Genomic DNA, 25,552 nt, shown 5'->3' with positions numbered 1-25,552 from the left:
GTGGCCGGTTCGATGATGGACCATGCGGGTCGTACTCCGGGTGAAAGCGGCGCACAGCGGCCGCTCCGGCACGAGGTAACGCCGTTCCCGCTGTGTTGCCGGATGCCCTGATAGGCTCGCGGCCATGCAGTTTCCACGACTCGACAACGCGTTTTTGCGAGAACTGCCCGGCGATCCGCAGTCCGGTCCGCGCCTGCGCCAGGTGCAAGGCGCGGCCTGGTCGCGGGTGGCGCCCACGCCGGTGCCGGCACCGAAGCTGATCGCGCATTCGCGCGAGATGGCGGACGCGCTGGGGTTTTCCGATGCCGATGTCGCCTCGCCGGAGTTCGCGCAGGTGTTCGCCGGCAACGCGCTGCTCGACGGCATGGCACCGTTCGCCGCCAACTACGGCGGCCACCAGTTCGGGCAGTGGGCCGGGCAGCTCGGCGACGGGCGCGCGATCACCCTGGGCGAGGCGATCGGCGCTGACGGCGGCCGCTGGGAACTGCAGCTCAAGGGCGCGGGCAAGACGCCGTACTCGCGCATGGCCGACGGCCGCGCCGTGCTGCGCTCGTCGATCCGCGAGTTCCTGTGCAGCGAGGCCATGCACCACCTCGGCGTGGCGACCACCCGCGCGCTGAGCCTGGTGACGACCGGCGAGGCGGTCGAGCGCGACATGTTCTACGACGGCCATCCGCAGGACGAGCCCGGCGCGGTCGTCTGCCGGGTGGCGCCGTCGTTCATCCGCTTCGGCACGTTCGAGCTGCCGGCCTCGCGCGGCGACACCGACCTGCTGCGCAGGCTGGCGGACTTCACCATCCGCCGCGACTTCCCGGAACTGACGGGCGAGGGCGAGGCGCTGTACGGCGACTGGTTCGCGCAGGTCTGCGAACGCACCGCGGCGCTGGTCGCGCACTGGATGCGCGTCGGCTTCGTGCACGGCGTGCTCAACACCGACAACATGTCGATCCTCGGCCTGACCATCGACTACGGCCCGTACGGCTGGGTCGACGACTACGATCCGGACTGGACCCCGAACACCACCGACGCCCACGGCCGCCGCTACCGTTTCGGCTGGCAGCCGCGCGTCGCGCACTGGAACCTGTCGCGCCTGGCGCAGGCGCTGTCGCCGCTGTTCGACGGGATCGAGCCGCTGCAGGCCGGGCTCGACCGCTACGGCGCCGCGTTCGTGCGCGCCGACCGCGACAACGTCACACGCAAGCTGGGCCTGGCCGATTGCCGCGACGGCGATCCGGCGCTCGCCGCGCAGCTGTACGGGCTGCTGCACGCGGGCGAGGTCGACATGGCCCTGTTCTTCCGTGATCTGGCCGAGTTCGATCCGGACCAGCCGGCGCTGGGTCCGTTGCGCGACGCGTTCTACGACGACGGCAAGCTGCGCGCGCACGAGGACGGCTTCCTCGACTGGCTGGCGCGCTACGCCGCGCGGTTGCATGACGACCCGCTGACGCCGCAGCAGCGCCGCGAACGGATGAACGCCGCCAACCCGCGCTACGTGCTGCGCAACTACCTGGCGCAGCAGGCGATCGATCGCGCCCATGCGGGCGACTACGGCGGCATCCACGAGCTGCTGGAGGTGATGCGCCGGCCGTACGAGGAGCAACCCGGCCGCGAACAGTTCGCCGCCCGGCGGCCGGACTGGGCCCGCGACCGTCCCGGGTGTTCGATGCTGTCGTGCAGTTCGTAGGGCGATGCGCCGCGATCGTTCCCGCCGCAGCCGGCCCCTCGTAGAGCGGAGCTTGCCCCGCTGCACGCGGAATCCCCAGTCGTGCCGTATTCCGATTTCAGGCCGGAAGGTGATCTTGCCCTGTGTGAGCGACGGGAGTCGCGACTTCCCGGCGGTGACATGTCACCGCCACTCCCACAATCACTGACTGGCGGCAGGGACGAGGCGCCAGGCGAGTGGGTCGCGTCGACGCCCCCGGGCCGGAGCATGGCAGCCGGCCGCAATCGACGCAGTCCAGTCTCCCGGATGCGCGGGCTTCGCGCGCATGGCGCGCTCCTACGAGGAGGCGAGCCACCGGGTTCCTGAAGCCGCGAAACAAAAAAGCCGGCTCATTTGCCGGCTTTCTTGTCCTTCTTGGCCGCGCGCTTTTCTTTCAGCGACTTTTCCGGCTTCTTCTTGTCTTCCTTCTTCTTGTCCAGGCTCTTGGCCATGGCTGCGCTCCGTTGGTGGGTGGTCGATCGTGGCGCAAATGTACTGCCTGCGGCGACCGGCGAACAGGGGGTCCGGTCAGCCCGCCATCAGCCGCGGAGGCGGGCAGCCGCTAGACTATGCCGATGCCCCTGATCACCCTGAACGCCGTCGACTACAGCGTCGGCGGCCCGCTCCTGCTCGAGAAAGTCAGCCTGTCCATCGATTCCGGCGAGCGTATCGCCCTGATCGGCCGCAACGGCGCCGGCAAGTCCACCCTGTTGCGGCTGCTGTCCGGCGACCTGCGGCCCGACGACGGCACGATCCGCCGCGAGGGCGGGGTGCGCATCTCGCGCCTGGAGCAGGAGGTGCCGGCGGGCGCCTCGGGCACGGTGTTCGACGTGGTCGCCGAGGGCATGGGCGAGCTGGGGGCCTGGCTGGCGGAGTTCCATCATCTCAGTCACGCCGACGAATTCGACGCCGACGCGATGTCGGCCGTGCAGGCCAAAATCGAAGCCGCCGACGGCTGGTCGGCCGACCAGCGGGTCGAGGAAACGCTGGCCAGGCTCGACCTCGACGGCGACGACGTCTTCGGCCGGCTCTCCGGGGGCATGAAGCGCCGCGTGCTGCTGGCGCGGTCGCTGGTGTCCGCGCCCGACGTGCTGCTGCTCGACGAGCCGACCAACCATCTCGACATCGCCGCGATCGACTGGCTGGAGGGCTTCCTGAAGGGCTGGCCGGGCGCGCTGGTGTTCGTGACCCATGACCGCCGCTTCCTGCGCGCGCTGGCCACCCGCATCGTCGAGATCGACCGCGGCCAGGTCAGCGACTGGCCCGGCGACTGGGCCAACTACCAGCGCCGCCGCGAGGAGCGGCTGAACGCCGAGGCGCAGGAGAACGCGCGCTTCGACAAGCTGCTGGCGCAGGAAGAGATCTGGATCCGCCAGGGCATCAAGGCGCGGCGCACCCGCGACGAAGGTCGCGTGCGCAGGCTGGAGGCGATGCGCCGCGACCGCGCGCAGCGGCGCGACCTGGGCGGCAACGTGCGCATGGAGACCGCGCAGGCCGGCAGCTCCGGCAAGAAGGTGATCGAGGCGAAGCACGTGTCCTTCGGCTATCCGGGCAAGCCGCTGGTGCGGGACTTCAGCGGCACCATCCTGCGCGGCGACCGCATCGGCCTGATCGGCGCCAACGGCACCGGCAAGACCACCTTGCTGAAGCTGCTGCTGGGCCAGCTGCAGCCGCAGTCCGGCGAGATCCGCATCGGCACCCAGCTGCAGGTCGCCTACTTCGACCAGTACCGCGCCACGCTGCGCGAGGACTGGAACGCGCTGGAGAACGTCGCCGAGGGGCTCGAGTTCGTCGAGGTCGGCGGCAAGCGCAAGCACGTGGTCGGCTACCTGCAGGACTTCCTGTTCACGCCCGAGCGCGCGCGCGCGCCGATCACGCGGCTGTCGGGAGGCGAGCGCAACCGGCTGCTGCTGGCGAAACTGTTCGCGCAGCCGTCCAACCTGCTGGTGATGGACGAGCCGACCAACGACCTTGACGTCGAGACGCTGGAACTGCTGGAGGAATTGCTGGCCGACTACCCGGGCACGCTGCTGCTGGTCAGCCATGACCGCGACTTCCTCGACAACGTGGTCACCTCCACCCTGGTGATGGAAGGCAACGGGCACGTCGGCGATTACGTGGGCGGGTACAGCGACTGGTTGCGGCAGCGTCCGCAGCCTGGGGCTGCGCCGGTCATCGCCGGCTCGCCCGCACCGGGCGAGCCGCAGAAGGCATTCGCCGCGCAGGGCGCCGCGCCTGCGCCCGCGCGCAAGCTCAGCTATCGCGACGCACGTGAGCTGGAACAGCTACCCGCGCGGATCGCGCAACTCGAGACCCAGGTGGCCGAACTTACGGCGGCCATGGCCGAACCCGCGTTCTATCGGCGCGACGCCGAAGCGATTGCCGCGCACCACGCCGCGCTGGCCGACACCCAGGCGGAGCTGGACCGCGCGTATGCCCGCTGGGAAGCGCTGGAGAGCGCATCCGGGGCCTGAACCCTCTCCCGACGCGGCCCCTTCGAGCCATGAAGGGCGGCCTGATCCCGTCGCAGTCATGCCTCCGCGAGTGACGAAAGTCTTGGCGCCGGGATGCTCCGTGACGGAGGGCAACTGGCATGAAAGCCGTTGCCTGTGAGAGCGATGGAAGTCATCGTAGCCAGGAGGGAAGCGCGTAGCGCCGCAATCCGGGGGGGCATCGGACCCCGGATTGACTGGCCTGCAGCCGTTGTGAAGCGCCCGCTGCGCTGCATCCGGGCTACGTGTTGATCGCCCGGATCGCCGCTGCTGCGCGGCGCATTCGCACGCGACTGCGCAACAGCCGCCGCCGTGGATCCCGCCGGCTCCCATCGTAGAGCCGAGCTTGCTCGGCTGCTCTTCGTCTCGCGGCCGCTCTTCGTGTCGCGGCCGCAGCGGAGCAAGCTCCGCTCTACGCGAAAGATCCCGGACTCAATCCTCACGTGGCTTGGTGCGCGCGCCATCGCGGAGGTCGTCGGCCGGATACAGCACCACCTGCTCGCCTTTGCGCAGCCCTTCCTTTACTTCCGTCGCTCCCACATGGCACATGGGGTCTTTGCGTCAGCGCCGGTGCCCGCGTGCGGATACGCGAGGATCGCTTCGGTTTCCAGGAGTGGCGATCAGTCGTCCAGGAACGCGCCGCAGCCGGCGTAGGTACGTTTGCCGACCTGCAACCGGACGCTGGCCTCGAAAGGTTCGCCGCTCATCGGGTCGGCGCAGGCCTCGCGTTCGATGTCGAGCCGCACGACGGTGCCGTCGGTGGCCGTACCCTCGAAGCCGTCGTCGTCGGCCCTGGGCTCGGCGTTTTCCACTTCGATGAAGCGTTCGCCGTAGTCCAGCTGCGCGGTCAGCGTCGGCCGGTCGCCGCCGCCGACTTCGAGCAGCCAGCCGGGCTCCTGGCCGATCGCGCGGAAGCGGACGCCGCGTGCGGCGGCGGCGTCCCAGGGCGAGACCTGGGTGGTCGGCATGCACGTGCGGGGCGGATCGCCGTGCAGGGTGAGCGTCGCCGTATCGCCGTCGAACCGGAATCTGTTGCCTTGCTCGTCGGCATAGGCGGTCCCGGACGCGGATTCCTCTGGCGCGAGCACCAGCCTGCGCCCGGACAGGGAAAGCGCGAGCGGCCCGCCGTCGGTGTCGATGCGGCTGGCGACCAGGATCTCATCGCAGCGGAAGCTGCGGCTGGCTGGCGCATCCGATGGCGGAGCGATGGCCTCGCCGTCGTCGGTATCGATGGTGGAAGCAGCCTCGCGATCGGGGTCTGCGGCATCCGGCCGCTGTTGGCATCCGCACAGGCATGTTGCGAGGACGGCGGCCAGTGCTGCGGTCGGGGCGATATTCATGGACAAGCTCCTTGCTTGGCGAGCCGGTTCAGGGCGTCGGCAGGCGGATCATCCTGAACTCGATCGTGCCGGGCTCTTCCGGCTCGAACGGCACCGGTCCCGCGGTGGCGAAGAACGTCTCCCCCTGCGGGGTGGTCAGGCTGGCGGTGATGCCGTAGCGGCCGCCATCCTTCAGGCGCGCGGGATCGTAGGGGAGAACGAACGCATAGGGAGGCCCGGCGATATCGCTGAAGGCGGCCTCGGCAATGATCGCCTGCTCGCTGTCGGCTGCGACATCACGGTCCACCAGCCGCACCGACAGCACCGAGTCGATCGGCATCAACATCTTTTCGTAATAGGTGGCGCTGCCGCGGATCACGGCGCGATCGGGTCCGGCTGCCTCGGCGATCGCATCGCCATCGGCGCGGGGGCCGGGAAACATCGATTGGCAGGCGCCGATGACCAGGGCCAGGCAGCAGGCGGCGAAACGGAGCAGCATGTCGGGTTCCGGGGTTCGTTGAGGGCTGCGCCAGCGAGCGAACAAATCACAATAGGTCCGATTGGATGATCGCGACGTGTAGACGACAGGCGCCGCCCCGCGGACGGCACGGCGTCATGTCCCGAGCCACTGCGTTTCGCGCGGGCATCCTGAAAGGCTACATCGGTCCGGTGCCTGCCACCACTCCTCGGCAGGGCTTGACGCGGTTGGCCGGACGGCCCGCCATTGGCGTTCGAGGGGGGATGAAGTCGCCATCCAAAGAGGGCCGCCATGCCCGGCGTACGCTGCGCTACCAATCTGGGCACGGCCCGTGACAACGTCATCAGCGGCTTTGCGTCCGGAGTGCTCGGCTGCCTGTCGTCCGGCAATACGGTCAATACGAACTGACGTTGCGCGCCAATAGTGCTCTTAAAGGCAATCCTCTAGCGCCCGGAGGCGGTGACGCGGGAGAGGGTCAGCAGCCGGCGCCACGGGCGCCGTCGGCATGAATTTCCGATGTGGCTGTCCAGAACCGCCGTCCATTTGCGGTTGGGTTCAATGAATTCATCATGCAAGGATCGCCATGCTCCGTCTTCGCTTCCATCTCCTGTCCACAGCAGCCGTATTGATGGCTGCCGCCGCTCTCCTGGCGCCGGCCCAAGTCCAGGCCGAGACCTATCACACCTGCAAGGGCTTCATCGACTCGGTGCCGGCCACCATCAGCCAGCAGGGCGTGTGGTGCCTGCGCCAGGACCTGTCCACCGGCATCGCCAGCGGCAGCGTCATCATCGTCGCCGCCAACAACGTCACCATCGACTGCAACGGCTTCAAGCTCGGCGGACTGGGCGCCGGGGCAGGAACTGCCACCAGAGGTATCAGTGCCGACGGCCGCTACAACGCCACCGTGCGCAACTGCAGTATCCGCGGCTTTTACTACGGCACATATCTTGCGGGCGGCGGTGGCCATTTGGTCGAGCGCAACAGCTACGACAGCAACACCCTTGGCGCGATCCGCGTTTTGGGCGCAGGTTCAACGATCCGCGGCAATCAGGTGATCGATACCGGCGGTTCGACCTTATCCACCACCAACGCCTATGGCATCTACGCTGCGAACGGCGTCGACGTTATCGACAACACCGTCAACGGTGTGGCTGCGATTGGCGCCAATAAAACGGCATACGGCATCCTTACCGGCGCCAATGGCGACGGCAGTATCACCGCCAACCGCGTCCGTGGCCTGGAAGCCAACGGAGCCGGGTCGACCTACGGGATCTATGGGAACTCCGATCGGGAAGTGATGCGCGACAACGACGTGCAGCAGGGTGCCGGGGTCGCCGGCAGCATCGGTGTGCGTTGCGCTGGCAACCAAGCTACGGCCCGTGACAATGTCATCAGCGGCTTTGCAATCGGGGTTCAAGGTTGCCTATCGTCCGGCAATACGGTCAATGCGAATTGACGCTCCCGTGCGAGGGTCGTGCTTGAAGGCAATCGCCTGGCGCCAGCAGACGTAGGCCCTGGCGCAGGAGGGATCTCACGCCGGCGCCGCCGGCGTGAATTTCCGATCTGGCTGTCCAGAACCGCCGCCCATTTGCGGTTAGGTTCAATGAATTCATCATTCAAGGATCGCCATGCTCCGTCTTCGCCTCTATCTCCTGTCCACGGCAGCCGCATTGTTCGCTGCCGCCGTTCTCCTGGCGCCCGCCCCAGCCCAGGCCGAGACCTATCACACCTGCAAAGGCTATATCGACTCGGTGCCGGCTACCATCAATCAGCAGGGCGTGTGGTGCCTGCGCCAGGACTTGTCCACCAGCATCGCCAGCGGGAACGCCATCACCATCGATGCCCACAACGTCACCATCGACTGCAACGGCTTCAAGCTCGGTGGGCTCGGTGCCGGGGCGGGAAGCACCACCGTCGGCATCTATGCCAACAACCGCTTCAACGCCACCATGCGCAACTGCAGTGTCCGCGGCTTTTACTACGGCATAAATTTCACAGGCGGCGGCGGTCATCTGATCGAGGACAATAGCTATGACAGCAATACCTACATGGCAATCCGCGTTTACAGTCCAGGTTCGACGGTCCGCGGAAATCAGGTGATCGATACCGGCGGCTCGACCGTAGCTACCGCCAGCGCCCATGGCATCTACGGCGTGTCCGGCATCGATATCATCGACAACACCGTCAACGGCGTCGCCGCGATCGGTGCCAATGCGAACGCATATGGCATCTTTACCGGCGCCAACGGCGGTGCCAGCATCACCGCCAATCGCGTTCGCGGCCTGGCAGCCAATGGAACCGGGTCGACCTACGGGATCTACAACGACAATTCCGGCCGATTGGTGTTGCGCGACAATGACGTGCAGGGCAGCGGCGCCGCCGGTAGCGTTGGCGTACGCTGCACCAACAACCAGGCCACGGCCCGTGACAACGTCGTCAGCGGCTTCGAGACGGGGATTCTCAACTGCCTGTCGTCCGGCAATACGGTCAATACGAACTGACGCCCCTTGCAAGCGGCGCCCTTGAAGGCAATCGCCTGGCGTCAGGAGGCGGAGGCGTGGCGAAGGAGGGGATCTCATGCCGACGCCATGGGCGCCGGCGGCATGAATTTCCATGCGGCTGTCCGGAACTGCGCCTCATTTGCGTTGAGGGCGGGTGAATACATCATCCGAGGGATCGCCATGCTCCGTCTCCGCCTCTATCTCCTTTCCACGGCCACTCTATCGATGGCCGCTGCTGCTCTCGTGGCGCCGGCGCCGGCCCATGCCGAGACCTATCACACCTGCAAGGGTTTTATCGATTCGGTGCCGGCTACCATCAGCCAGCAGGGCGTGTGGTGCCTGCGCCAGGACCTGTCCACGGGCATCACCAGCGGCACTGCCATCACGGTCAACACCAGCAACGTCACCATCGACTGCAACGACTTCAAGCTGGGCGGCCTGGCGGCCGGAGCGGGCACCGGCACCTTGGGCATCCACGCCAACGGCCAATTCAATGTCAGTGTGCGCAACTGCAGTATCCGTGGTTTCCTGTACGGCGTAACCCTCGAAGGGGGCGGCGCTCACCTGGTCGAGCGGAATGGCCTGGACGGCAATACATACATGGGAATCTCGGTCTCCGGGCCCGGCTCGATGATCCGGAGCAACCGGGTCGTTGACACCGGCGGTTCGACCACGTCGGCCTACGGCATCTTCGCCGCGAATGGCGTCGACGTCGTCGACAACACCGTCAACGGCGTGGCCGCGACCGACACCAACGGCTCGGCATTCGGCATCTACAGCAGCGCCAACGGCGAGGCCAGCATCGCGCATAACCGCGTCCGCGGGCTGGCGGCTGCCAGCAGCGGATCGACCTACGGCATCTTCAATGCGAATTCCGGGCGCTTGAGCGTGCGCGACAATGACGTGCAGGGGACCGGGGTCGTCGGCAGTATCGGCGTGCGCTGCTTCACCAACACGGCCACCGCTCGCGACAACGTCGTCGCCGGCTTCGAGACCGGCGTGGCCAACTGCCTGCTGTACGGCAATACGGTCAACGCGAACTGAGCCTTCTCGCGCACCGGGGGATGGGGCGGAGTCGGGGAATGGAGCGAGAAGCGAGCGGCCGGGCCGCCCGTCAACGCGCGGGCACCAGCCGCAGCCGCGCGTAGATGCCGAAGTGATCGGTGGGCCAGGTGCCGGCGGCGTCCGGCCGGTCGAGTACGCGGCGCGCTTCGAGTACCTCGAAGCGCCCGCCCTGCACGAAGATGTGGTCGATGCGTTCGTGCCGGTCGGGGAAGTAGTGCGGATTGAGGGTGGTGACGTCGTCGCCGGGATGCGTGCTACCGAACGCGTCCAGGTAGCGGTCGGTCAGCGGCTGCAGCTCCGGCAGGGTGACCTCGGCGTTGAAGTCGCCCATCAGCACCATCGGCGTGCCGTCGTCGTTCTCGTCGATATGGGCCAGCACGTCCGCCAGCTGCTCGGCGCGCATTGCGCCGCCTTCCGCGGTGTGATGCAGGTGGGTGTCGTAGATGTCGACCGGCCTGCCGTCGACCGCGATGCGCACGTGCGCGACGGTACGCGAGTCCTCGAGCGGCCGCAGTCGGCGTTCGCTGCGCTCGAGGATCGGGTGCCGGGTGAGAATCGCGTTGCCGTAGCGCTTGGCCTCGTCTTGCGGCGCCGTGGAGACGAAGTGGTATTCGTAACCCAGCGCATCGGCGATGTCCTCGGCCTGGTTGCGCAGTGCCTCGTGCTGCAACACTTCCTGCAGGCCGATGACGTCCGGCCGCAGTTCGCGCAGGCCCTCGATCACCAGTGGACGGCGCCGGTCCCACCCATCGCGGTCGTGATAGATGTTGAGGGTGACGACGCTGAGGGTCGCGTCATCGTCATCCGTCGATGCGTCCGGCGCATGCGATGAGCCGGTGGCGCAGGCGCTTAGCATCACGAGCGTTGCAACGGACGGCAACAGGCGCGCAAGCGTGCGGATCATCGTGGGGCGTGTTCGGTCCGGTAGACGGGGTAGAGGTTGTGGCGCTCGTCCCAGGCGCTGTGGCGCCGGTAGAAGAAGTCCAGCCGCGCGCGCGGGCTGTCGGCGAAGGTGGCGTCCTCGCGCAGGCGCCGTTCGAACTCGGCCTTCAGCTGCGGATCGGCGGCCAGCATCTCGCGCGCCACTTCCTCGGCGACGTAGGCCTCCATGTATTCCTTGCGCTCGAAATGATTGTTGAAGAACCCCCAGGCGGCGAACGAATCCGGTGCCTGCGGCTCCAGCAGCGCCATCACCAGGCGTGCCTTCGGTTGCGCGATCGGCACGAACAGGGCGCCGGCGGGCACGTCGCGCGGCCCGGCCTTCCACTCGCCCTCGAGCGTCAGCATCTGGTGGCCTTCGACCGTGGCTGCGGCCAGTTCTGTGCTGTCGGCGCGAAAGGTCTGCACGTCGGCCCGGGGCAGGGCGCGCGCGATTCGGGTGTAGTCGATGCCGTGCACGTCCAGCTTTTCCGCGATCCAGGCCGCGTGCGCCGGAGGCACCAGGTAGCCGGCTCCCGGTGCCGGGACGCTGCGATCCGGCACCACCTCGTCTCGCAGCGGCACCGTCCAGACCTGCGGCGTGGTCTCGTCGTAGCGGGTCATCAGCGCGCCGGAGATCTCCGACGGCTCGCGCGCGTACGCATAGCCGCGGAACTCGATCGTGCGGCTGGCATCGGTGGCCTTGTAGTCGAGCGGCACCGGCCGTCCGGCCAGTTGCGCGGCGCGCGCGTCCGCCTCGCGTGCCAGGCGCAGCCAGTCGCGGCCGTCGCGGGCGGTACGCTCCAGCACCGAGACCACGGTGTTGCGGGTGATCCGCACCCGGTGCGGGTAGTCCTTCCAGGAGTGCGTCTCGACCAGCATGGCGAGGCGGTTGCGCAGCGGGAAATAGCCGGTGGAGAATCGCGGCGGCGAGACCCCGTCCTCGAACCCGGATGCCGGATTGTCGTATTCGACCAGCGAGGGATAGAACGGCAGCGGCAGCGATCCCTGCCCGGCGAGATCGTCGATCACCCCGTCGCGCAGCGCGCGCCCGGCCTCGCGCAGGGCCGCGTCGCCGGAGTGCAGCGGCTCGACCTGGATGGCGATGTCGTGCTCGAACTTGGCGCCGTTGGTAACGTGCAGGTCGATCGTGGCGATCGGGTCCCAGTCGTTCACCAGGCGCAGCATCGCCTGCATCTCCGGCGCGTCGGCCTTGGCGTAGTCTCGGTTGAGGTTGTAGTTCTGCGCGGTGGTGCGCCAGCCCATCTCTTCGGGACCGCGCTGGTTGGGGCGGTTCCAGGCGCCGAAGCGTTCGTGGCCGTCGACGCTGAACACCGGCACGAACACCCAGACCAGCCGTTCCAGCGCACCGGGCGCGGCCTCGCCGTCGAGCGCCTGGCGCAGCGCCAGGAAGCCGGCGTCCTTGCCGTCGATCTCGCCGGCGTGGATGCCGCCCTGCATCAGTACCACCGGCAGGCCGCGCTCGCGCGCGGCCCCGGGCGTCAGCGCGCCGCTGCGCGAGACGGCGAGCGCCTTCATCGGCCGGCCTTCCGGCGAGGTCCCGAAGTCGAAGCAACGTACCGCGTCCGGGTAGGCCTTGGCGAAGGCGTCGCACAATGCGATCACCTCGTCGTAGCGGCCGGTCCGCACGAAACCGCTGCGCTCGGAGGCGGTGACGAGTGCGGGATCGGGGGCGGCGGAAGCGGAGACGGGCATGGCGGGCAGCAGGCAGGACAGCAGCGCGGCAGCGAGCGAAAGACGGTTCATTGGCACCGAGGCGTGATCGGGAAGCGCCAATGATGCCCGTTTGCGCGCCCGGCTGCAGTCCTCGCCGCGGTGCGATCGGCGCGCGACCGCGCGGATGCGCTAGGCTTCGCTTTCCACGTCCGTCACGGGCGTCCGGCAACGATCCCTGCCGCAATCGGCATCTGGAGAAAGGATGGAATCGATCGTCACCCTGGCCATCATCGGCATCACCGCGCTGGTGTCATGGCAGGCATTCAACAATCCGCAGCTGCTCGCACGGCTGATCCTTTGGCCGCCGGCGATCGACCGCCATCACCAGTACGAGCGGCTGGTCACCCACGGCTTCATCCACGCCGACTGGATGCACCTGCTGTTCAACATGATCACGCTGTATTTCTTCGGCAGCGTGATGGAGCAGTTCTTCTCCGAACGCATCGGCGCGCTGGGCTACCTGGCGTTCTACCTGTCGGCCATCGTGGTGGCGATCCTGCCGACCTACATGCGCCATCAGCGCGATGCGCACTACCGCAGCCTCGGCGCCTCGGGCGCGGTGTCGGCGGTGCTGTTCGCGTTCATCCTGCTGGCGCCGTGGGCGCCGATCTACCTGTTCCTGATCCCGATCGGCATCCCGGCGTTCGTGTTCGCGCTGTTCTATCTCGGCTACAGCATCTGGATGGATCGCCGCGGCGGCGGCAACGTCAACCACAGCGCGCACCTGTGGGGCGCCGCCTACGGCATGCTGTTCACGGTGATGATGGAGCCGCGCGTGTCCACCACCTTCCTGCAGCGGCTGGCCGAGCCTTCGTTCGGCTCGTGAACGGTCTGCCGTCCCGACTCCGGATAAGTCAGGCGGTTGCGGCGTGGCGCAAGTCGTCGTCTTCCCGGCCGTAGGTCCGGATCAGGCCGCCGTAGATCAGCTGGTCGAGCCGGAGGTATTCGCCGCAGCCCGTCCTTCCTTCGCGGGTGAGCTGATAGAGGCGATCGACGGCTTCGCGTTCGCATGCGTAATCGGGCATGGACATGTTCGGCTCCCGTGCCGGCTTGAAGTGGTACGCGGGATAAGAAGCATCAAGCGTGCCATAGAATCTGCGAGCGTCTCCACAATTTCGCTGACGTCCCGCGTCATCCGCCCGGCATTTTCCGGCGGCATTTGACGCGGCAGCGGCGCTGCCCTCACCGCGAATGAATCCCCGTTGTGCTACTTCCGGCGAAGATCCGAACGATCCGAGGGAGACACGATGGCGATCACCCGCGCCAAGGCCACCGGCCTGCTCAACAAGACCGAGATGGGCCTGTACGACGACAGCCGCGCCAATGCCCTGCGGCGACTCGGCGAGGCCGAGCTCGACAGGCGCATCGAACGCACCCGCAAGGCGCGCGACCGCGCCCGCGACCTCGTGCAGCGGCAGAAGCTGGCCGCGCGCGGGCACACGGGCGGCAAGCGCGGCCAGGGCGCCGCGGACAACCAGCGCAGCAAGGACAAGGCAGAACTGCTGGCGGACATCCTGAAGCGGTTCGAGGCGCAGCTGAAGCAGGCGCGGAAAGCCGGGGCGGCATCGGCCCGGGCCGGCAAGACGACGGCGAAGCGTGCCGCCGGGAAGAAGGCGGCGGCGAAGACGCCGGCGAAGCGGGCGGCGCCGAAGCAGGCCGCGAAGAAAGCAACCGCGAAAAAGGCTGCCGGAAAGACCACGAAGAAGGGCACGGCAAAGGCCGCGAAGAAGGCGACTACCGGCAAGCCTGCGAAGAAGGCGGCCCGCAGGCGCGGAATCACGCCGCAGAAGGCGCTCGCCAATACCCGTGCGTTGCTGGAAGCGAAGCACGAGCAGGCCCGGCAGCCGAAGCCGTGGCAGTCGACGGACGGGCGGGGCGAGCCGGCACCGGAAACCGGTTTCCAGTCCTCCGACGCCGCGCGGCGCGCCGAGGACCTGCACGCCGGGGAGAGCCGCCTGCCGGCGATCCAGGGCAGCATCAGCACGCGCGACCGGCTCAACCAGGGCAAGCGCGACCACCGCGGCTCCTCGGAGGATTGATCGTGCCCGATTCCGGCGCGGTGCCCGCGATCCGGCACGACCGCCGGCGCGGGCTGTTCGAAGTCGAGGTCGAGGGGTACGCGGCGCAGCTGGCCTACCGCCTGGAGGACGGGGTCATGGCGATCACGAGCACCCGGGTGCCGTCGCCGGTGGGTGGCCGCGGGATCGCCGGCCGCCTGGTCGATGCGGCGCTGCAACATGCACGGGCGGAAGGACTTCGGGTCGACCCGCGCTGCTCCTACGCACAGGCCTATATCGACCGTCATCCCGAGCATGCCGGACTGCTGGCCTGACCGGCCGGCGGACCGGATTGCACCGCCATGAAACCTTGTTCACACTTGCGCCCGGAAGTAGGGTATGGTGCCCGGACTGTTCAAAGCCGGGATCACGGTACATCGTGGCTCCGATGCGGTAGATCAAAGCTGTACGGTCGGCGTTGTCCGGTCGGGACGATCCGCTCCATCGCTTTCGCGTTACCCCTTGCTCGACAGTCTCGGCTCCGCAGTGTGCGGGTCGTGTCCCAATCCAAACTGTGTTCCAAGGAGTAACAGCAATGTCTGATCGTCAAACCGGTACCGTCAAGTGGTTCAATGACGCGAAGGGCTTCGGCTTCATCACCCCCGAGAGCGGCCAGGACGTGTTCGTCCATTTCCGTTCGATCGTGGGTTCGGGCTTCAAGTCGCTGCAGGAAGGCCAGAAGGTTTCCTTCAAGGTCGTCCAGGGCCAAAAGGGCCTGCAGGCCGACGAAGTCGAGCCGATGTAATCCGGCCCATACCGGAACTATCGAAAAACCCGGCTTCGGCCGGGTTTTTCTTTGCCCGCTTGCATTTTTCCGTCACGCGGCCGGCGCTATGCTGAATGTGCCACGAAGTGTCCGCGAGCGGGGAAAGGAGTCGGCGATGAAGCGAGGTTTGACTTGTGTGCTGCTGATGCTGGCCTTGTCGGCCTGCCAACGCGAGGCCGAGGCGCCGCAGCCGCGGCAGGATCCGGCGGCGCCGCAGAGCGCCGCGGATTCGCCGGGCGCGCCGGAGCAGTCCGCCGATGCGGCGCCGAACCTGGAGGACGTGATCGAGCACGATCCGCGCTACGTCATCGGCATCAGCTATCCGCCCGAGGCGAAGCAGTATCCCGGCCTGGCCGCCGAACTCCACCGCTATGCCCAGGCCGCGCGGGAGGACCTGCTCGAGGCGGTGGCGAACCTCGGCGAGGGGACGCCCTCGGCACCCTACGACCTGTCGCTGGCGTTCAGCGTGGTCGCGAACACGCCGCGGGTGGTCGCGATCGCGGCCGATGGCAGCAGCTACACCGGCGGCGCCCACGGGAATCCGCTGGTCGCGCGTTTCGTGTGGCTGCCGCGGCAGCAACGGCTGCTGCGCGCGCAGGACCTGTTCGACGACCAGGCGGGCTGGCAGGCGGTGTCGGACTACGTGCGCGAGCAGCTGCACGCGGCGTTGTCGACCCGGGTGGAGGCCGAAGACCTGGAACCGGCCGAGCGTTCGCAGGCGATCCGCGCGGCGGGGCGGATGATCGACGAGGGCTCCGGCCCCGAGCCGGACAATTTCGAGCAGTTCGAACCGGTCATGGGCGTCGACGGCCGCATTCGCGCGCTGCGCTTCGTGTTCCCGCCCTACCAGGTCGGTCCGTATGCCGACGGCACGCGCCGCGTCGTGGTACCGGCCGAAGTGCTGGCGCCGTACCTGGCGGCGCCGCTGCGGGGGTTGTTCGCCAGCAGCTGAATGCGCGGTTCTCCGGCGTTAGACTGCCGCCACGACCGCAGAATGGATCCCGGCCCAGGCAACATGTTCAGCAGCGATCGACTTCGGCGGCGGATGCAGACGCTGCTCGCAAGTGCCGACATCCACATCGGCGGCGCGCGCGAATGGGATCTGCAGGTACATGACGAGCGCTTCCACGCGCGAGCGCTCGCACAGGGATCGCTCGGCCTCGGCGAGAGCTACATGGACGGCTGGTGGGATACCGCGTCGCTCGACGGACTGCTGCTGCGCCTGATCCGGGCACGCCTGGACGAGCGCGTCCACGGCATCGGCGAGCTGCTCGACGGCGTGCGCGCGCACCTGTTCAACCTGCAGCGCGGCCGCCGCAGCTACGTCGTCGGCGAACGCCACTACGATCTCGGCAACGATCTCTACGCCGCCATGCTGGGCCGGCGCCTGGTCTACAGCTGCGGCTACTGGCGCCGGGCCGGCGACCTGGACGCGGCGCAGGAAGCCAAGCTCGACCTGTGCTGCCGCAAGCTCGGCCTGCGGCCGGGCATGCGGCTGCTCGACATCGGCTGCGGCTGGGGCGAGATGCTCAAGTACGCGGCCGAACGCTACGGGGTGTCCGGCGTCGGGGTGACGATCTCGCGCGAACAGGCGGACTATGCCCGGCATCTATGTGCCGGCCTGCCGGTCGAGATCCGGTTGCAGGACTACCGGGAACTCGACGAGCGCTTCGACCGCATCGTCTCGATCGGGATGTTCGAGCACGTCGGCGCGAAGAATTACCGGACCTATTTCGACGTCGCGCGGCGCTGCCTGGACGCCGACGGGCTGTTCCTGCTGCATACCATCGGCAGCAATGTCTCGCGCCGCCGCACCGATCCGTGGATCGCGCGCTACATCTTCCCGAATTCGATGCTGCCATCGGCGGCGCAGATCGCGCGGGCGTCGGAGCGGCGCTTCGTGATCGAGGACTGGCACGGCTTCGGCACCGACTACGACCGCACCCTGCAGGCCTGGCGCGACAACGTGGAGGCGGCCTGGCCGCGCCTGCCGTCGCGCTATGACGAGCGCTTCCGGCGCATGTGGCGGTTCTACCTGGCCGGATCGATGGCCAGTTTCCGCGCCCGGCGCATCCAGCTGTGGCAGGTCGTGCTCTCGCCCGAGGGCGTGCCCGGCGGCTACGTGGCGCCGCGCTGAATCCCTTCGAATCCCCGGATTGCCGCGAATGAGGCTATCGGCATTCGCCCGTGCGGTTTCCAGTGGCCTTCCGGCCGGGTTTCGAGTCGCTCCCCGACACTCGCTTGGTCGAAACCCGGCCGGAAGGCCGCCTCGACGGCCCATCCGAATGCCGACCGCCGCCTCATGGCCGTCGGCGGCACTCGATGATCTGCGACGGTCGTTGCGTCCCGGATGCGGCGGTCGTCCGCTTTCGTCCCGCGATCGTCAACGTGCCGCAACCTGGACCGGCGACGCTGTGGGCGCCGGCCGCGGCAGGGGGCGCCGGCGCATCCGCCATCCAGGAGGCACGACGCCATGTATCCGCTTTTTCAAAGATTCGCCCCCGCAATCGCCGCACTGCTGGTTTCCGCCTGCAGCCTCGGCGCCCATGCACAGGAGGCCGAGGTGAACGCCGGGGCCGAGCACACGCGGCCGCACCGCGACCGCCAGGGCCTGATCGTCATCGCCCATCGCGGCGCCAGCGGCTACCGTCCGGAGCACACGCTCGAGGCCTACCGGCTGGCGATCCGCCAGGGCGCCGATTTCATCGAGCCGGACCTGGTCGCCACCCGCGACGGCGTGCTGATCGCCCGCCACGAGAACGAGATCTCGGGTACCACCGATGTCGCCGAGCGCCCGGAGTTCGCGGCGCGCCGGACCACCAAGATCGTCGACGGCGTGCCGGTCACCGGCTGGTTCACCGAGGACTTCGCCCTGGCCGAGATCCGCACCCTGCGTGCGCGCGAGCGGATCCCCGAAATCCGCCCGCGCAACGCCCGCCACGACGGCCGCTACCAGGTGCCGACCTTCGCCGAGGTGGTGCGGCTGGCAAAGCGGGAAAGCCGGCCCGGGCGCATCGTCGGGGTGTATCCGGAAACCAAGCATCCGACGTACTTCGCCCATGAGGGGCAGCACCTGGACGGCACGCCGATCGGGATCTCGCTGGGCGCGAAGCTGATCGAGACGCTGGTGGCGGAAGGCTTCACCGATCCGAAGCGTGTCTACATCCAGAGCTTCGAGGTCGAGAACCTGCTGGAGCTGAAGACGCGGATCATGCCTTCGGCCGGGGTCGAACTGCCGCTGGTGCAGCTGTACAGCGATTTCGAGGACGCCACGCCTTACGACATGGCCTACAACGCCGCGCAGGGCAACGACCCGGCGGCGGTGTACGGTGGTCTGCCCGCATTGGTGGAAGAAGGCATCGGCGCCGACACGCGCTACGGCGCATTGGCGACACAGCCGGTGCTGGCGTGGATGAAGGCGCACTACGCCAGCGGCGTCGGCCCATGGAAGAACGACCTGCTGCTGCGCGTGCCGCTGGATCCGCCGGTCGACGTCGACGGCGACGGCCGTGCCCTGCTGGCCACGCGCAACACCGGCCACGTGCATCCGATGCTCGGCCATGCCCTGGACGCGGGATTGAAGGTCCATCCGTACACCCTGCGCGCCGAGGAGCCGTTCCTCACCCAGGCGGCCAACGGCGTGCCGCAGTCGGTGGTCGGCGAAGCGGTGCAGTGGTACGCGCTCGGCGTCGACGGCTTCTTCATCGACCAGCCGGACCTGGGCGTGGCGGCGCGCGAGATCTTTCTGGATCTGGCCGAACCGCTCTAGAAACCGGGGGAACGAGGGGAGAGGAACGAGAAACGAGTCGAAGCGCCTGCACTCGTTTCTCGTTTCTCGGCTCAATGGGTTACGACATAGCTTGAACCTGCTACGCCAACCTGAAAGCAGGTGCTTGGCTCGGCTATTCAGATGATACGTAGCGGCCGGGCGGCCGGGCGTGCCGTTACGACCACATAGCGCCGAGCTGGCTGAGGGTGCCCAGTGACAACCCCTGCGTAGGACCAGGAGGCTGCGACTGCGCCATCGGAAACGACTCACAGTTCTGCGCTCTCGTGTTCGGGTCCGACGCAACGTTATCGGCGGCCCTTTGTGCTGCTTCGGCCGCACTGGCGGCATGGCCTGCCGCACGAGCAGCGATGTCCGCTGCCGTGTCCGCAAACTGATCCGGCGACTGTGCCGCTGCAGCCGCCTTTGCGGCAGTCTCCGCAGCTTGCTGTGCGTCTTCGGCCGCCTGCTTCGCCGCATCCGCCAATGCCTGAGCGGCCGTCGGATCGCAGGCTGCCTCTGCGGCGGCCGCAGCGTGTGCTGCCTCCGCTGCGGAAGCTTTCGCGTCCTCTGACGCCTGCTGGGCCGCTGCCTCGGCTTCGGCCTGGCTGCCGTAGGAGTCATTGGCGGCGCTGGAAGCTTCTGCGCCTGAAGCGCCTGACGTGTCTGAACCACCACCACCACCTGATACGCCCGATGCGGAATCCGTCATGAGAGACTCTCCTTGAAAGTTGAAAGGCGCGGTATTGGCACGACCTGCCCAACGGAGCAAATCTTGAAGGCGGCAGGCTAGCCGCCTTCCAAGGGGGCGGCTACCTGGGGTAAGCCCTAGTGTTTACTCCTCCCCGGGTGCGACGTCCTCGGCCCCGGACTCGGGCGGTGCGCTGTCGTCGGACACCGGCAACAGGCCACGCTTCTCCAGCAGCGGCTGGATGTCGGGGTCGCGGCCGGAGAAATCGCGGAACAGCTGCAGCGCGTCCTTGCTGCCGCCGCGCGACAGCAGGGTGGCACGGAAGCGGTCGCCGTTGGCGCGGCTCAGGCCGCCGTTCTCCTCGATCCACTTGACGGTGTTGGCGTCCAGTACCTCGGACCAGATGTAGGCGTAGTAGCCGGCCGAGTAGCCGCCCATGATGTGGCTGAAGTAGGGCAGCTTGTAGCGCGGCGGCACCGCGGCGAAGTCGATGCCGTCGGCGGCCAGCGCACTGGCTTCGAACGCGACCACCTCGTCGGCCCCGGGAATCGCGTCGCCCTCGGCCTGATGCAGGCGCTGGTCGAGCATGGCCGCGGCCAGGTACTCGGTGGTGGCGAAGCCCTGGTTGAACTTGGCCGTCTCCAGCACCTTGTCCAGCAGCGCCTGCGGCATCGGCTCTCCGGTCTCGTGGTGCCTGGCGTAGTTGGCCAGGATCGAGGGCCAGTCGGCCCACATCTCGTTGACCTGCGACGGGAACTCGACGAAGTCGCGCGGCACGCTGGTGCCGCTGAAGTACGGATATTCCACGTTCGAGAACATGCCGTGCAGCGCATGGCCGAACTCATGGAACCCGGTGGTCACCTCGTCCCAGGTCAGCAGCGTCGGCTGGCCCGCCTGCGGCTTGGGCACGTTGAGGTGGTTGGCGACCACCGGCTTGGTGCCCTCCAGTTCCGACTGCGAGACATAGGAGTTCATCCATGCACCGCCGCGCTTGGAATCGCGCGCGTACGGGTCGAAGATGAAGATCGCCAGCTGGCTGCCGTCGGCGTCGAACACGTCGTAGATCCAGGTGTCCGGATGGTACTTGGGCAGGTCGGTGCGCGGCTTGAAGGTGATGCCGTAGACCTGGGTGGCGGCGTGGAAGATGCCGTTCTCCAGCACGTTCATCATCTCGAAGTAGGGCTTGAGCTGCGATTCGTCGAAGTCGTACTTCGCCTGGCGCACCTTCTCGGTGTAGAAGGCCCAGTCCCACGGCTCGAGCTGGAAGCTCTCCTCACCCTTGGCGGTCTGTTCCTGGTCGATCATCGCCTGCAGGTCGGCCGCCTCGCGCCTGGCGTTGGCGACCGCCGCCGGCGCCAGCTGGCCGAGCATGTCGTTGACCGCCTGCGGGGTCTTGGCGGTCTCGTCCTCGAGCACGTAGGTGGCGTGGTTGGGATAGCCGAGCATCTCGGCGCGCTCGTCGCGCAGCTTGACCACCTGCGCGATGATGCCGGTGTTGTCCCACTCGTTGCCGCGCGCGCCGCGCGCGACCGAGGCCTTGAAGATGCGCTCGCGCAGCGCGCGGTCGGTCAGCTGCGACAGCGGCGGCTGGCCGGTGGTGTTGAGCAGGGTGACGACGTACTTGCCTTCATGGCCGCGCGACTTCGCCGCCTCGGCGGCGGCGGAGATCTGCGCGTCGGTCAGGCCGTCGAGTTCCTCGCGGGTATCGACCACCACGGCGGAGTCGTTCACCTCGGCCAGCACGTTCTGGCTGAACTTGGTGCCCAGGTCGGCGAGCTCGGCGTTGATCTGCTTCAGGCGCACCTTCTGCGCCTCGTCCAGGTCGGCGCCGGCACGCACGAAATCGGTGTAGTAGCGCTCGACCAGGCGCGTGCCCTCTGCATCCAGGCCCAGGGACTCGCGGTTCTCGTGCAGGGTCTTCACCCGCTCGAACAGCTCGGGGTTGAGCGAGATCGCGTCGCGATGCGCGGCGAACTTCGCCGAATAGTCGGCCTGCAGCTGCTTGCGCGTGTCGTTGGTGTCGGTGCCGACCAGGTTGAAGAACACGCGCGTCGCGCGGCCCAGCAGCTCGCCCGACTTCTCCAGCTCGAGGATGGTGTTCTCGAACGTCGGGGCCTCGGGGTTGTCGGCGATCGCATCGATTTCCTCGAGGTTCTGCTTCATCCCCGCATCGAAGGCCGGGGCGAAGTGCTCGTCGCGGATCTTGTCGAACTGCGGATACTGCAGCGGCAGCGGGCTCTGCTCGAAGAACGGATTGGCCTGCTGGGCGTCGGCGCTGGACACGGCGGACTCCGGGGTCGCGGACTGGGCGAGGACGGGCGCGGCGGCGATGCCGGCGAGGGCGACGGCCAGCGCGAGACTGAGCGGGTGCTTCATCTGGAAATCCTGGGCAGTGCGGAATTTCCAAGCATAGCCCACGGCCAGCAGCTGGGACCCATGACCATCGGCACAGGTAAGGGTCTGTTGACGCCGCTCCGCGCGGCCTCAGGCCCGGCCCCCGGATCAAGTCCGGGGCAGGCTCTTCGGGTTGCGCCGCAGTGGCCGCCATGCGGCGCAACCCGACCTGTTCGGGCAGCGTCAACAGGCCCTAGAGCGTCTCGAACTGGCGTGTGATCCAGGACAGTTGGTGGAGCAGTCCGGCGACCACGAAAATGCCGTGATACCAGGGGTTTCGCGTGGCGATGGCGACCAGGCTGAGGACGATGTAGGCGCCGTTGCGCACCAGGTACTCGGGGCCGAATTGGTGGAAGTATTCCGGGCCCTTGATCCAGGTATCGGCGAAATCGACCGCATAGACCAGCGCCAGCAGGCCGAAGAACCAGTGCCGGCGGGCGTAGAAGTACTCGCGGTAGTCGCGGTATTCCGCTGCGCTGTCGGAGAACACGAGCGCGCACAGCAGGTACAGCAGCAGCGCATACAGGGTGACGAACAGATAGAGATTGAAGCTCCACGCCACCAGGTGCGAGAGCCGGAATTCCCACCACCAGAAATGGATCAGGTACACGAATACCGACAGTGCCCACAGCAGGTGCACCCAGTACACGCGCCTGCGGCGGGGGTTCTCGATGATATTGGCGAAGTTGCGCAGCAGATGGGTCAGGCCGAGGCCGACGATCATGCCCAGCAGCACGCGGACGTGCACGTACAGCGTCACCAGGGAAGCAGCTTCCGGGCTCGGCATGGCTTGCGGCATCGCTGTTCCCTTGGCGGACCGTCGGCGCCAGATTAGCGCCTGCGCGGGCCGATGCCCAGACGGCACCAGGCATCGCCATCGCCGCCGGCGCGTGCGCGGCCGCTCGATATCGGGTACCGGACCGGACGAGGCGAGTGACCGGATCGCATCGACACCGCTTAGACTACCGTCATGGCGCACGGTCGCAGAGCCGGAGCGCATGCGAACCGCCGTGCGGAATCGAGGGAGTGGAACCATGAAAACCGCCTACGACTTCAGCGCCACCGGCATCGCAGGCGCGGAGCAGCCCCTGTCGCAGTACGCCGGCAAGGCGCTGCTGATCGTCAACGTCGCCTCGAAGTGCGGGTTCACCCCGCAGTACGCCGGGCTGGAGGTGCTGTGGCGCGAATACCGGGATCGCGGGCTGGTGGTGCTGGGATTTCCCTGCGACCAGTTCGGGCACCAGGAACCCGGCGACGAGGCAGAGATCCGCAACTTCTGTTCGCTGCAGTACGACGTGAGCTTTCCGATGTTCGCCAAGGTCGAGGTCAACGGCGGCGGCGCGCATCCGCTATGGGCGTGGCTGAAGGCGCAGAAGGGCGGGTTCCTCGGGATCGGCGCGATCAAGTGGAACTTCAGCAAGTTCCTGGTCGGGCGCGATGGCGCGGTGATCGCGCGCTACGCGCCGAACGACACGCCCGAGTCGCTGCGCACCGACATCGAGGCGGCGCTGGGCCGATAGCCGGTGGAAAAGAGCGTTTGGCCACTGATCAACGCGGATGAACACGGATAAGGCTGCCTGGAACGAGCAGCCGCTTCCCTGCGATCGCCGATCCGTGTTCACCCGCGTTGATCCGCGGCGGAACGCTTGTGCGATGAGTGTCAGCGCACGATCGTCACCGGGATGTCGGTCTGCGCGATCACCTTGCTCGAGACCGAACCGAGCAGCACGCCCTGGACCGCGCTGCGGCCGTGCGAGCCCATCACGATCAGGTCGACGCGCGGTTTGTGCGCCACCTTGAGCACGGTGTCGGCGATCTCGCCGATCTCCAGGCATTCGCGCACCTCGAGTTTCGCCCGCGCCAGCGCCCGCCGCGCAGGGGCCAGCATGTAGGCGTGGTTCTCGGCGTGGTGCCGCTGCGCGGCCGCCGCGCCGATCTTTCTTTCGACCCCGGGGAACAGCGGCGGGTCGACCGCGAGCAGGATGAGCTGCGCCGGTGCGGTCAGCTGCCGGCTGAGCCGGATCGCGAACTTGACCGCACGCAGGCTGATGTCGCTGCCGTCGACGGCGACCAGGATCTTCATCGTTTCGACTCCACGGACGTGGCCCCGGATTCTACGAGCAGCCGCGCCTGGCCGTCATGACCGGGGTCATGGCGCCGGTTTCCCGGGAGCCGGCCATGGGTCGTCATGCTATTTCTCGACGAAGGCACGCTCGAACACGTACTGCCCGGGGGTCCCGATGCGCGGTGCGGCGGCGAAGCCGCGGGCGTCGAGCAGGGCGCGGAAATCGGCCAGCATCTGCGGGCCGCCGCAGATCATGGCGCGGTCGTGCGCCGGGTCGAGCGGCTCGATGCCGAGCTGCCGCATCATCCGCCCGTCGGCCATCAGCGCGGTCAGGCGGCCGCGATGGTCTTGGCCGTCGAAGACGAAGTCCTCGCGGGTTACGGCGGGGTAGTAGCGCAGCCGCGCCGCGATCTGTTCGCCCAGCAATTCGTGCCGCGGCAGCTCGTTGAGGATGTAGTCGCGGTAGGTCAGGTCGCCGGGGCGGCGCACGCCGTGGCACAGGATCACCCGCTCGAAGCGTTCGTAGGTCTCGGGGTCCTTGAGCACCGCCAGGAACGGCGCCAGCCCGGTGCCGGTGCCCAGCAGGTACAGGTTGCGGCCCGGGTGCAGGTCGTGGACCAGCAGGGTGCCGGTGGGCTTGCGGCCGACCAGCACGCGGTCGCCGGGGCGGACGGCGCGCAGGCGCGAGGTCAGGGCGCCGTCGGGCACCTTGATGCTGAGGAATTCCAGCTGCTCCTCCCAGTTGGCGCTGGCGATCGAGTACGCGCGCAGCAGCGGCCTGCCGTCGATTTCCAGGCCGATCATCACGAACTGGCCGTTGTCGAAGCGGAAACCGTCGTCGCGGGTGGTGGTGAAGCTGAAGTAGTCGTCCGTCCAGTGACGGACGTCCAGCACCGTTTCGGTGCCAAAGGCAGCGGACATGCGGGGGATGGCATAAAGCGGACTGCCGTAGATTGTACCGGATTGATGAGACCGGTTCTCATTTCTGCAGCGTCACGTCCGCGACTTCCGGCGCGCGGCACACTGCGGCCATGACCGCGAGGCTCTGGACCGTCGGCCATTCGACCCGCGACTGGGATGCGTTCGTCGCGCTGCTGGCGGCGGCCGGCATCGAGACCGTGGCCGACGTGCGCCGCTTCGCCGGCTCGCGGCGGCATCCGCAGTTCTCCGGAGCGGCGATGGCGCGGGCGCTGCCGCAGGCCGGTCTGGGCTATGCGTCGATGCCCGGACTCGGCGGGCGCAGGCCGCCGCGGCCGGACTCGCCGAACACCGCCTGGCGCAATGCCGGCTTCCGCGGCTACGCCGACTACATGGCCACGCCGGACTACGCCGCCGCCCGCGATCGCCTGGGCGATCTGGCGCTCCGATCGCGTACGGCGGTGCTGTGTGCCGAAGCGGTCTGGTGGCAATGCCATCGCGGGCTGATCGCCGACGATTTCAAGGCGCGTGGCTGGGAGGTGATCCACCTGTTGGCGCCGGGACGCACGCAGCCGCACCCGTACACGTCCGCGGCCCGGATCGTCGCCGGGCGCCTGGACTATTCCGCGCCCGCGGACGACCAGCGTTCGCTGTTCTGAGGCGATCGGAGGCCCGCCGGCGGC

The 25,552-nt window shown here is 67.9% G+C and carries 23 protein-coding genes and 1 pseudogene; 14 read left to right on the top strand and 10 right to left on the bottom strand.

Going from position 1 to position 25,552, the window contains the following annotated elements:
* The first annotated feature begins 124 nt into the window (after nt 1-124).
* Together AB5T46_RS06410 and AB5T46_RS06405 are read left to right on the top strand one after the other, a co-directional pair.
* Entirely contained in the window at nt 125-1,684 is a 1,560-nt protein-coding gene (locus AB5T46_RS06410; protein ID WP_370563019.1) for a protein adenylyltransferase SelO, read from the top strand.
* A gap of 593 nt (nt 1,685-2,277) precedes the next feature.
* The gene (locus tag AB5T46_RS06405) at nt 2,278-4,176 is read left to right on the top strand and encodes an ATP-binding cassette domain-containing protein (RefSeq protein WP_370563018.1); all 1,899 of its coding nucleotides are present in this window, start codon (nt 2,278-2,280) and stop codon (nt 4,174-4,176) included.
* Nucleotides 4,177-4,814: 638 nt separating this feature from the next.
* Here the strand turns inward: AB5T46_RS06405 and AB5T46_RS06400 are convergent.
* The gene (locus AB5T46_RS06400; protein ID WP_370563017.1) at nt 4,815-5,534 is read right to left on the bottom strand and encodes an MliC family protein; all 720 of its coding nucleotides are present in this window, start codon (nt 5,532-5,534) and stop codon (nt 4,815-4,817) included.
* A 28-nt stretch (nt 5,535-5,562) separates the two neighbouring features.
* Complete coding sequence (locus AB5T46_RS06395) at nt 5,563-6,012, bottom strand: YbaY family lipoprotein (RefSeq protein WP_370563016.1); 450 nt, start codon at nt 6,010-6,012, stop codon at nt 5,563-5,565.
* Nucleotides 6,013-6,574: 562 nt separating this feature from the next.
* On the opposite strand from AB5T46_RS06395, the gene AB5T46_RS06390 reads away from it, so the two are divergent.
* From AB5T46_RS06390 to AB5T46_RS06380, 3 genes are all read left to right on the top strand, one after another.
* Nucleotides 6,575-7,447 (top strand): right-handed parallel beta-helix repeat-containing protein, encoded by an 873-nt coding sequence (locus tag AB5T46_RS06390; protein ID WP_370563015.1) that lies wholly within the window; start codon nt 6,575-6,577, stop codon nt 7,445-7,447.
* Nucleotides 7,448-7,619: 172 nt separating this feature from the next.
* Nucleotides 7,620-8,492 carry a NosD domain-containing protein gene (locus AB5T46_RS06385; RefSeq protein WP_370563014.1) on the top strand — a complete coding sequence of 291 codons (873 nt, stop codon included), beginning with the start codon at nt 7,620-7,622 and terminating at the stop codon, nt 8,490-8,492.
* 21 nt (nt 8,493-8,513) lie between these two features.
* Entirely contained in the window at nt 8,514-9,536 is a 1,023-nt protein-coding gene (locus AB5T46_RS06380) for a right-handed parallel beta-helix repeat-containing protein (RefSeq protein ID WP_370563013.1), read from the top strand.
* Nucleotides 9,537-9,606: 70 nt separating this feature from the next.
* Here AB5T46_RS06380 and AB5T46_RS06375 read toward each other — a convergent pair whose 3' ends face one another.
* Both AB5T46_RS06375 and AB5T46_RS06370 read right to left on the bottom strand, forming a co-directional pair.
* Nucleotides 9,607-10,461, bottom strand: a complete 855-nt coding sequence (locus AB5T46_RS06375; RefSeq protein WP_370563012.1) for an endonuclease/exonuclease/phosphatase family protein — start codon at nt 10,459-10,461, stop codon at nt 9,607-9,609.
* Nucleotides 10,458-12,242: a M14 family metallopeptidase gene (locus AB5T46_RS06370; RefSeq protein WP_370563011.1), complete on the bottom strand. Its 1,785-nt coding sequence runs from the start codon at nt 12,240-12,242 to the stop codon at nt 10,458-10,460. The genes AB5T46_RS06375 and AB5T46_RS06370 overlap by 4 nt, the downstream gene beginning before the upstream one ends.
* A gap of 181 nt (nt 12,243-12,423) precedes the next feature.
* Between AB5T46_RS06370 and AB5T46_RS06365 the strand changes: the two genes are divergently transcribed.
* On the top strand, nt 12,424-13,038 hold the full coding sequence (locus AB5T46_RS06365; protein ID WP_370563118.1) for a rhomboid family intramembrane serine protease: 615 nt from the start codon (nt 12,424-12,426) through the stop codon (nt 13,036-13,038).
* 28 nt (nt 13,039-13,066) lie between these two features.
* Here the strand turns inward: AB5T46_RS06365 and AB5T46_RS06360 are convergent, their stop codons facing one another.
* Nucleotides 13,067-13,243, bottom strand: a complete 177-nt coding sequence (locus tag AB5T46_RS06360; RefSeq protein WP_370563010.1) for a hypothetical protein — start codon at nt 13,241-13,243, stop codon at nt 13,067-13,069.
* Nucleotides 13,244-13,459: 216 nt separating this feature from the next.
* Here AB5T46_RS06360 and AB5T46_RS06355 point away from each other — a divergent pair, with 216 nt between their 5' ends.
* The 6 genes and pseudogenes from AB5T46_RS06355 to AB5T46_RS20475 all read left to right on the top strand — a co-directional run.
* The gene (locus AB5T46_RS06355; RefSeq protein ID WP_370563009.1) at nt 13,460-14,251 is read left to right on the top strand and encodes a hypothetical protein; all 792 of its coding nucleotides are present in this window, start codon (nt 13,460-13,462) and stop codon (nt 14,249-14,251) included.
* 2 nt (nt 14,252-14,253) lie between these two features.
* Nucleotides 14,254-14,544 (top strand): GNAT family N-acetyltransferase, encoded by a 291-nt coding sequence (locus AB5T46_RS06350; protein WP_370563008.1) that lies wholly within the window; start codon nt 14,254-14,256, stop codon nt 14,542-14,544.
* 260 nt (nt 14,545-14,804) lie between these two features.
* Nucleotides 14,805-15,014 (top strand): cold-shock protein, encoded by a 210-nt coding sequence (locus AB5T46_RS06345; protein WP_370563007.1) that lies wholly within the window; start codon nt 14,805-14,807, stop codon nt 15,012-15,014.
* A 136-nt stretch (nt 15,015-15,150) separates the two neighbouring features.
* A complete protein-coding gene (locus tag AB5T46_RS06340) occupies nt 15,151-15,987 on the top strand; it encodes a DUF3298 and DUF4163 domain-containing protein (RefSeq protein WP_370563006.1) in 837 nt (278 codons plus the stop codon).
* 63 nt (nt 15,988-16,050) lie between these two features.
* Nucleotides 16,051-17,172, top strand: coding sequence for a cyclopropane fatty acyl phospholipid synthase (cfa, locus tag AB5T46_RS06335; protein ID WP_370563117.1), 1,122 nt, complete (start codon nt 16,051-16,053; stop codon nt 17,170-17,172).
* A 336-nt stretch (nt 17,173-17,508) separates the two neighbouring features.
* A pseudogene (locus tag AB5T46_RS20475) lies at nt 17,509-18,327 on the top strand (glycerophosphodiester phosphodiesterase family protein); the annotation flags it as partial.
* A gap of 652 nt (nt 18,328-18,979) precedes the next feature.
* On the opposite strand, the gene AB5T46_RS06325 reads toward AB5T46_RS20475, so the two are convergent.
* The 3 genes from AB5T46_RS06325 to AB5T46_RS06315 form a co-directional block, all read right to left on the bottom strand.
* A complete protein-coding gene (locus tag AB5T46_RS06325; protein WP_370563004.1) occupies nt 18,980-19,513 on the bottom strand; it encodes a hypothetical protein in 534 nt (177 codons plus the stop codon).
* Between the two features lie 123 nt (nt 19,514-19,636).
* Nucleotides 19,637-21,868, bottom strand: coding sequence for a M3 family metallopeptidase (locus AB5T46_RS06320; RefSeq protein WP_370563003.1), 2,232 nt, complete (start codon nt 21,866-21,868; stop codon nt 19,637-19,639).
* Between the two features lie 211 nt (nt 21,869-22,079).
* Nucleotides 22,080-22,685: a hypothetical protein gene (locus AB5T46_RS06315; protein WP_370563002.1), complete on the bottom strand. Its 606-nt coding sequence runs from the start codon at nt 22,683-22,685 to the stop codon at nt 22,080-22,082.
* Between the two features lie 235 nt (nt 22,686-22,920).
* On the opposite strand from AB5T46_RS06315, the gene AB5T46_RS06310 reads away from it, so the two are divergent.
* Nucleotides 22,921-23,406, top strand: a complete 486-nt coding sequence (locus tag AB5T46_RS06310; RefSeq protein WP_370563001.1) for a glutathione peroxidase — start codon at nt 22,921-22,923, stop codon at nt 23,404-23,406.
* Between the two features lie 140 nt (nt 23,407-23,546).
* On the opposite strand, the gene AB5T46_RS06305 is transcribed toward AB5T46_RS06310, so the two are convergent.
* Nucleotides 23,547-23,969: a universal stress protein gene (locus tag AB5T46_RS06305; protein ID WP_370563000.1), complete on the bottom strand. Its 423-nt coding sequence runs from the start codon at nt 23,967-23,969 to the stop codon at nt 23,547-23,549.
* A gap of 108 nt (nt 23,970-24,077) precedes the next feature.
* Nucleotides 24,078-24,872, bottom strand: a complete 795-nt coding sequence (locus tag AB5T46_RS06300) for a ferredoxin--NADP reductase (RefSeq protein WP_370562999.1) — start codon at nt 24,870-24,872, stop codon at nt 24,078-24,080.
* Nucleotides 24,873-24,982: 110 nt separating this feature from the next.
* Between AB5T46_RS06300 and AB5T46_RS06295 the strand changes: the two genes are divergently transcribed.
* Complete coding sequence (locus AB5T46_RS06295; RefSeq protein WP_370562998.1) at nt 24,983-25,528, top strand: DUF488 domain-containing protein; 546 nt, start codon at nt 24,983-24,985, stop codon at nt 25,526-25,528.
* The last annotated feature ends 24 nt before the right edge of the window (nt 25,529-25,552 follow it).

The sequence above is a fragment of the Luteimonas salinilitoris genome, from assembly GCF_041300785.1.
Taxonomy (GTDB): domain Bacteria; phylum Pseudomonadota; class Gammaproteobacteria; order Xanthomonadales; family Xanthomonadaceae; genus Luteimonas; species Luteimonas salinilitoris.
This window is presented reverse-complemented; position numbering and strand designations above follow the sequence as displayed.

Bases quoted from the DNA above. Each gene is read 5' to 3' on its own strand.
- AB5T46_RS06410 (WP_370563019.1), top strand. From the start codon at position 125: ATGCAGTTTCCACGACTCGACAACGCGTTTTTGCGAGAACTGCCCGGC.
- AB5T46_RS06405 (WP_370563018.1), top strand. From the start codon at position 2,278: ATGCCCCTGATCACCCTGAACGCCGTCGACTACAGCGTCGGCGGCCCG.
- AB5T46_RS06400 (WP_370563017.1), bottom strand. From the start codon at position 5,534: ATGAATATCGCCCCGACCGCAGCACTGGCCGCCGTCCTCGCAACATGC.
- AB5T46_RS06395 (WP_370563016.1), bottom strand. From the start codon at position 6,012: ATGCTGCTCCGTTTCGCCGCCTGCTGCCTGGCCCTGGTCATCGGCGCC.
- AB5T46_RS06390 (WP_370563015.1), top strand. From the start codon at position 6,575: ATGCTCCGTCTTCGCTTCCATCTCCTGTCCACAGCAGCCGTATTGATG.
- AB5T46_RS06385 (WP_370563014.1), top strand. From the start codon at position 7,620: ATGCTCCGTCTTCGCCTCTATCTCCTGTCCACGGCAGCCGCATTGTTC.
- AB5T46_RS06375 (WP_370563012.1), bottom strand. From the start codon at position 10,461: ATGATCCGCACGCTTGCGCGCCTGTTGCCGTCCGTTGCAACGCTCGTG.
- AB5T46_RS06370 (WP_370563011.1), bottom strand. From the start codon at position 12,242: ATGAACCGTCTTTCGCTCGCTGCCGCGCTGCTGTCCTGCCTGCTGCCC.
- AB5T46_RS06360 (WP_370563010.1), bottom strand. From the start codon at position 13,243: ATGTCCATGCCCGATTACGCATGCGAACGCGAAGCCGTCGATCGCCTC.
- AB5T46_RS06355 (WP_370563009.1), top strand. From the start codon at position 13,460: ATGGCGATCACCCGCGCCAAGGCCACCGGCCTGCTCAACAAGACCGAG.
- AB5T46_RS06345 (WP_370563007.1), top strand. From the start codon at position 14,805: ATGTCTGATCGTCAAACCGGTACCGTCAAGTGGTTCAATGACGCGAAG.
- AB5T46_RS06340 (WP_370563006.1), top strand. From the start codon at position 15,151: ATGAAGCGAGGTTTGACTTGTGTGCTGCTGATGCTGGCCTTGTCGGCC.
- cfa (WP_370563117.1), top strand. From the start codon at position 16,051: ATGTTCAGCAGCGATCGACTTCGGCGGCGGATGCAGACGCTGCTCGCA.
- AB5T46_RS06325 (WP_370563004.1), bottom strand. From the start codon at position 19,513: ATGACGGATTCCGCATCGGGCGTATCAGGTGGTGGTGGTGGTTCAGAC.
- AB5T46_RS06320 (WP_370563003.1), bottom strand. From the start codon at position 21,868: ATGAAGCACCCGCTCAGTCTCGCGCTGGCCGTCGCCCTCGCCGGCATC.
- AB5T46_RS06315 (WP_370563002.1), bottom strand. From the start codon at position 22,685: ATGCCGCAAGCCATGCCGAGCCCGGAAGCTGCTTCCCTGGTGACGCTG.
- AB5T46_RS06310 (WP_370563001.1), top strand. From the start codon at position 22,921: ATGAAAACCGCCTACGACTTCAGCGCCACCGGCATCGCAGGCGCGGAG.
- AB5T46_RS06305 (WP_370563000.1), bottom strand. From the start codon at position 23,969: ATGAAGATCCTGGTCGCCGTCGACGGCAGCGACATCAGCCTGCGTGCG.
- AB5T46_RS06300 (WP_370562999.1), bottom strand. From the start codon at position 24,872: ATGTCCGCTGCCTTTGGCACCGAAACGGTGCTGGACGTCCGTCACTGG.
- AB5T46_RS06295 (WP_370562998.1), top strand. From the start codon at position 24,983: ATGACCGCGAGGCTCTGGACCGTCGGCCATTCGACCCGCGACTGGGAT.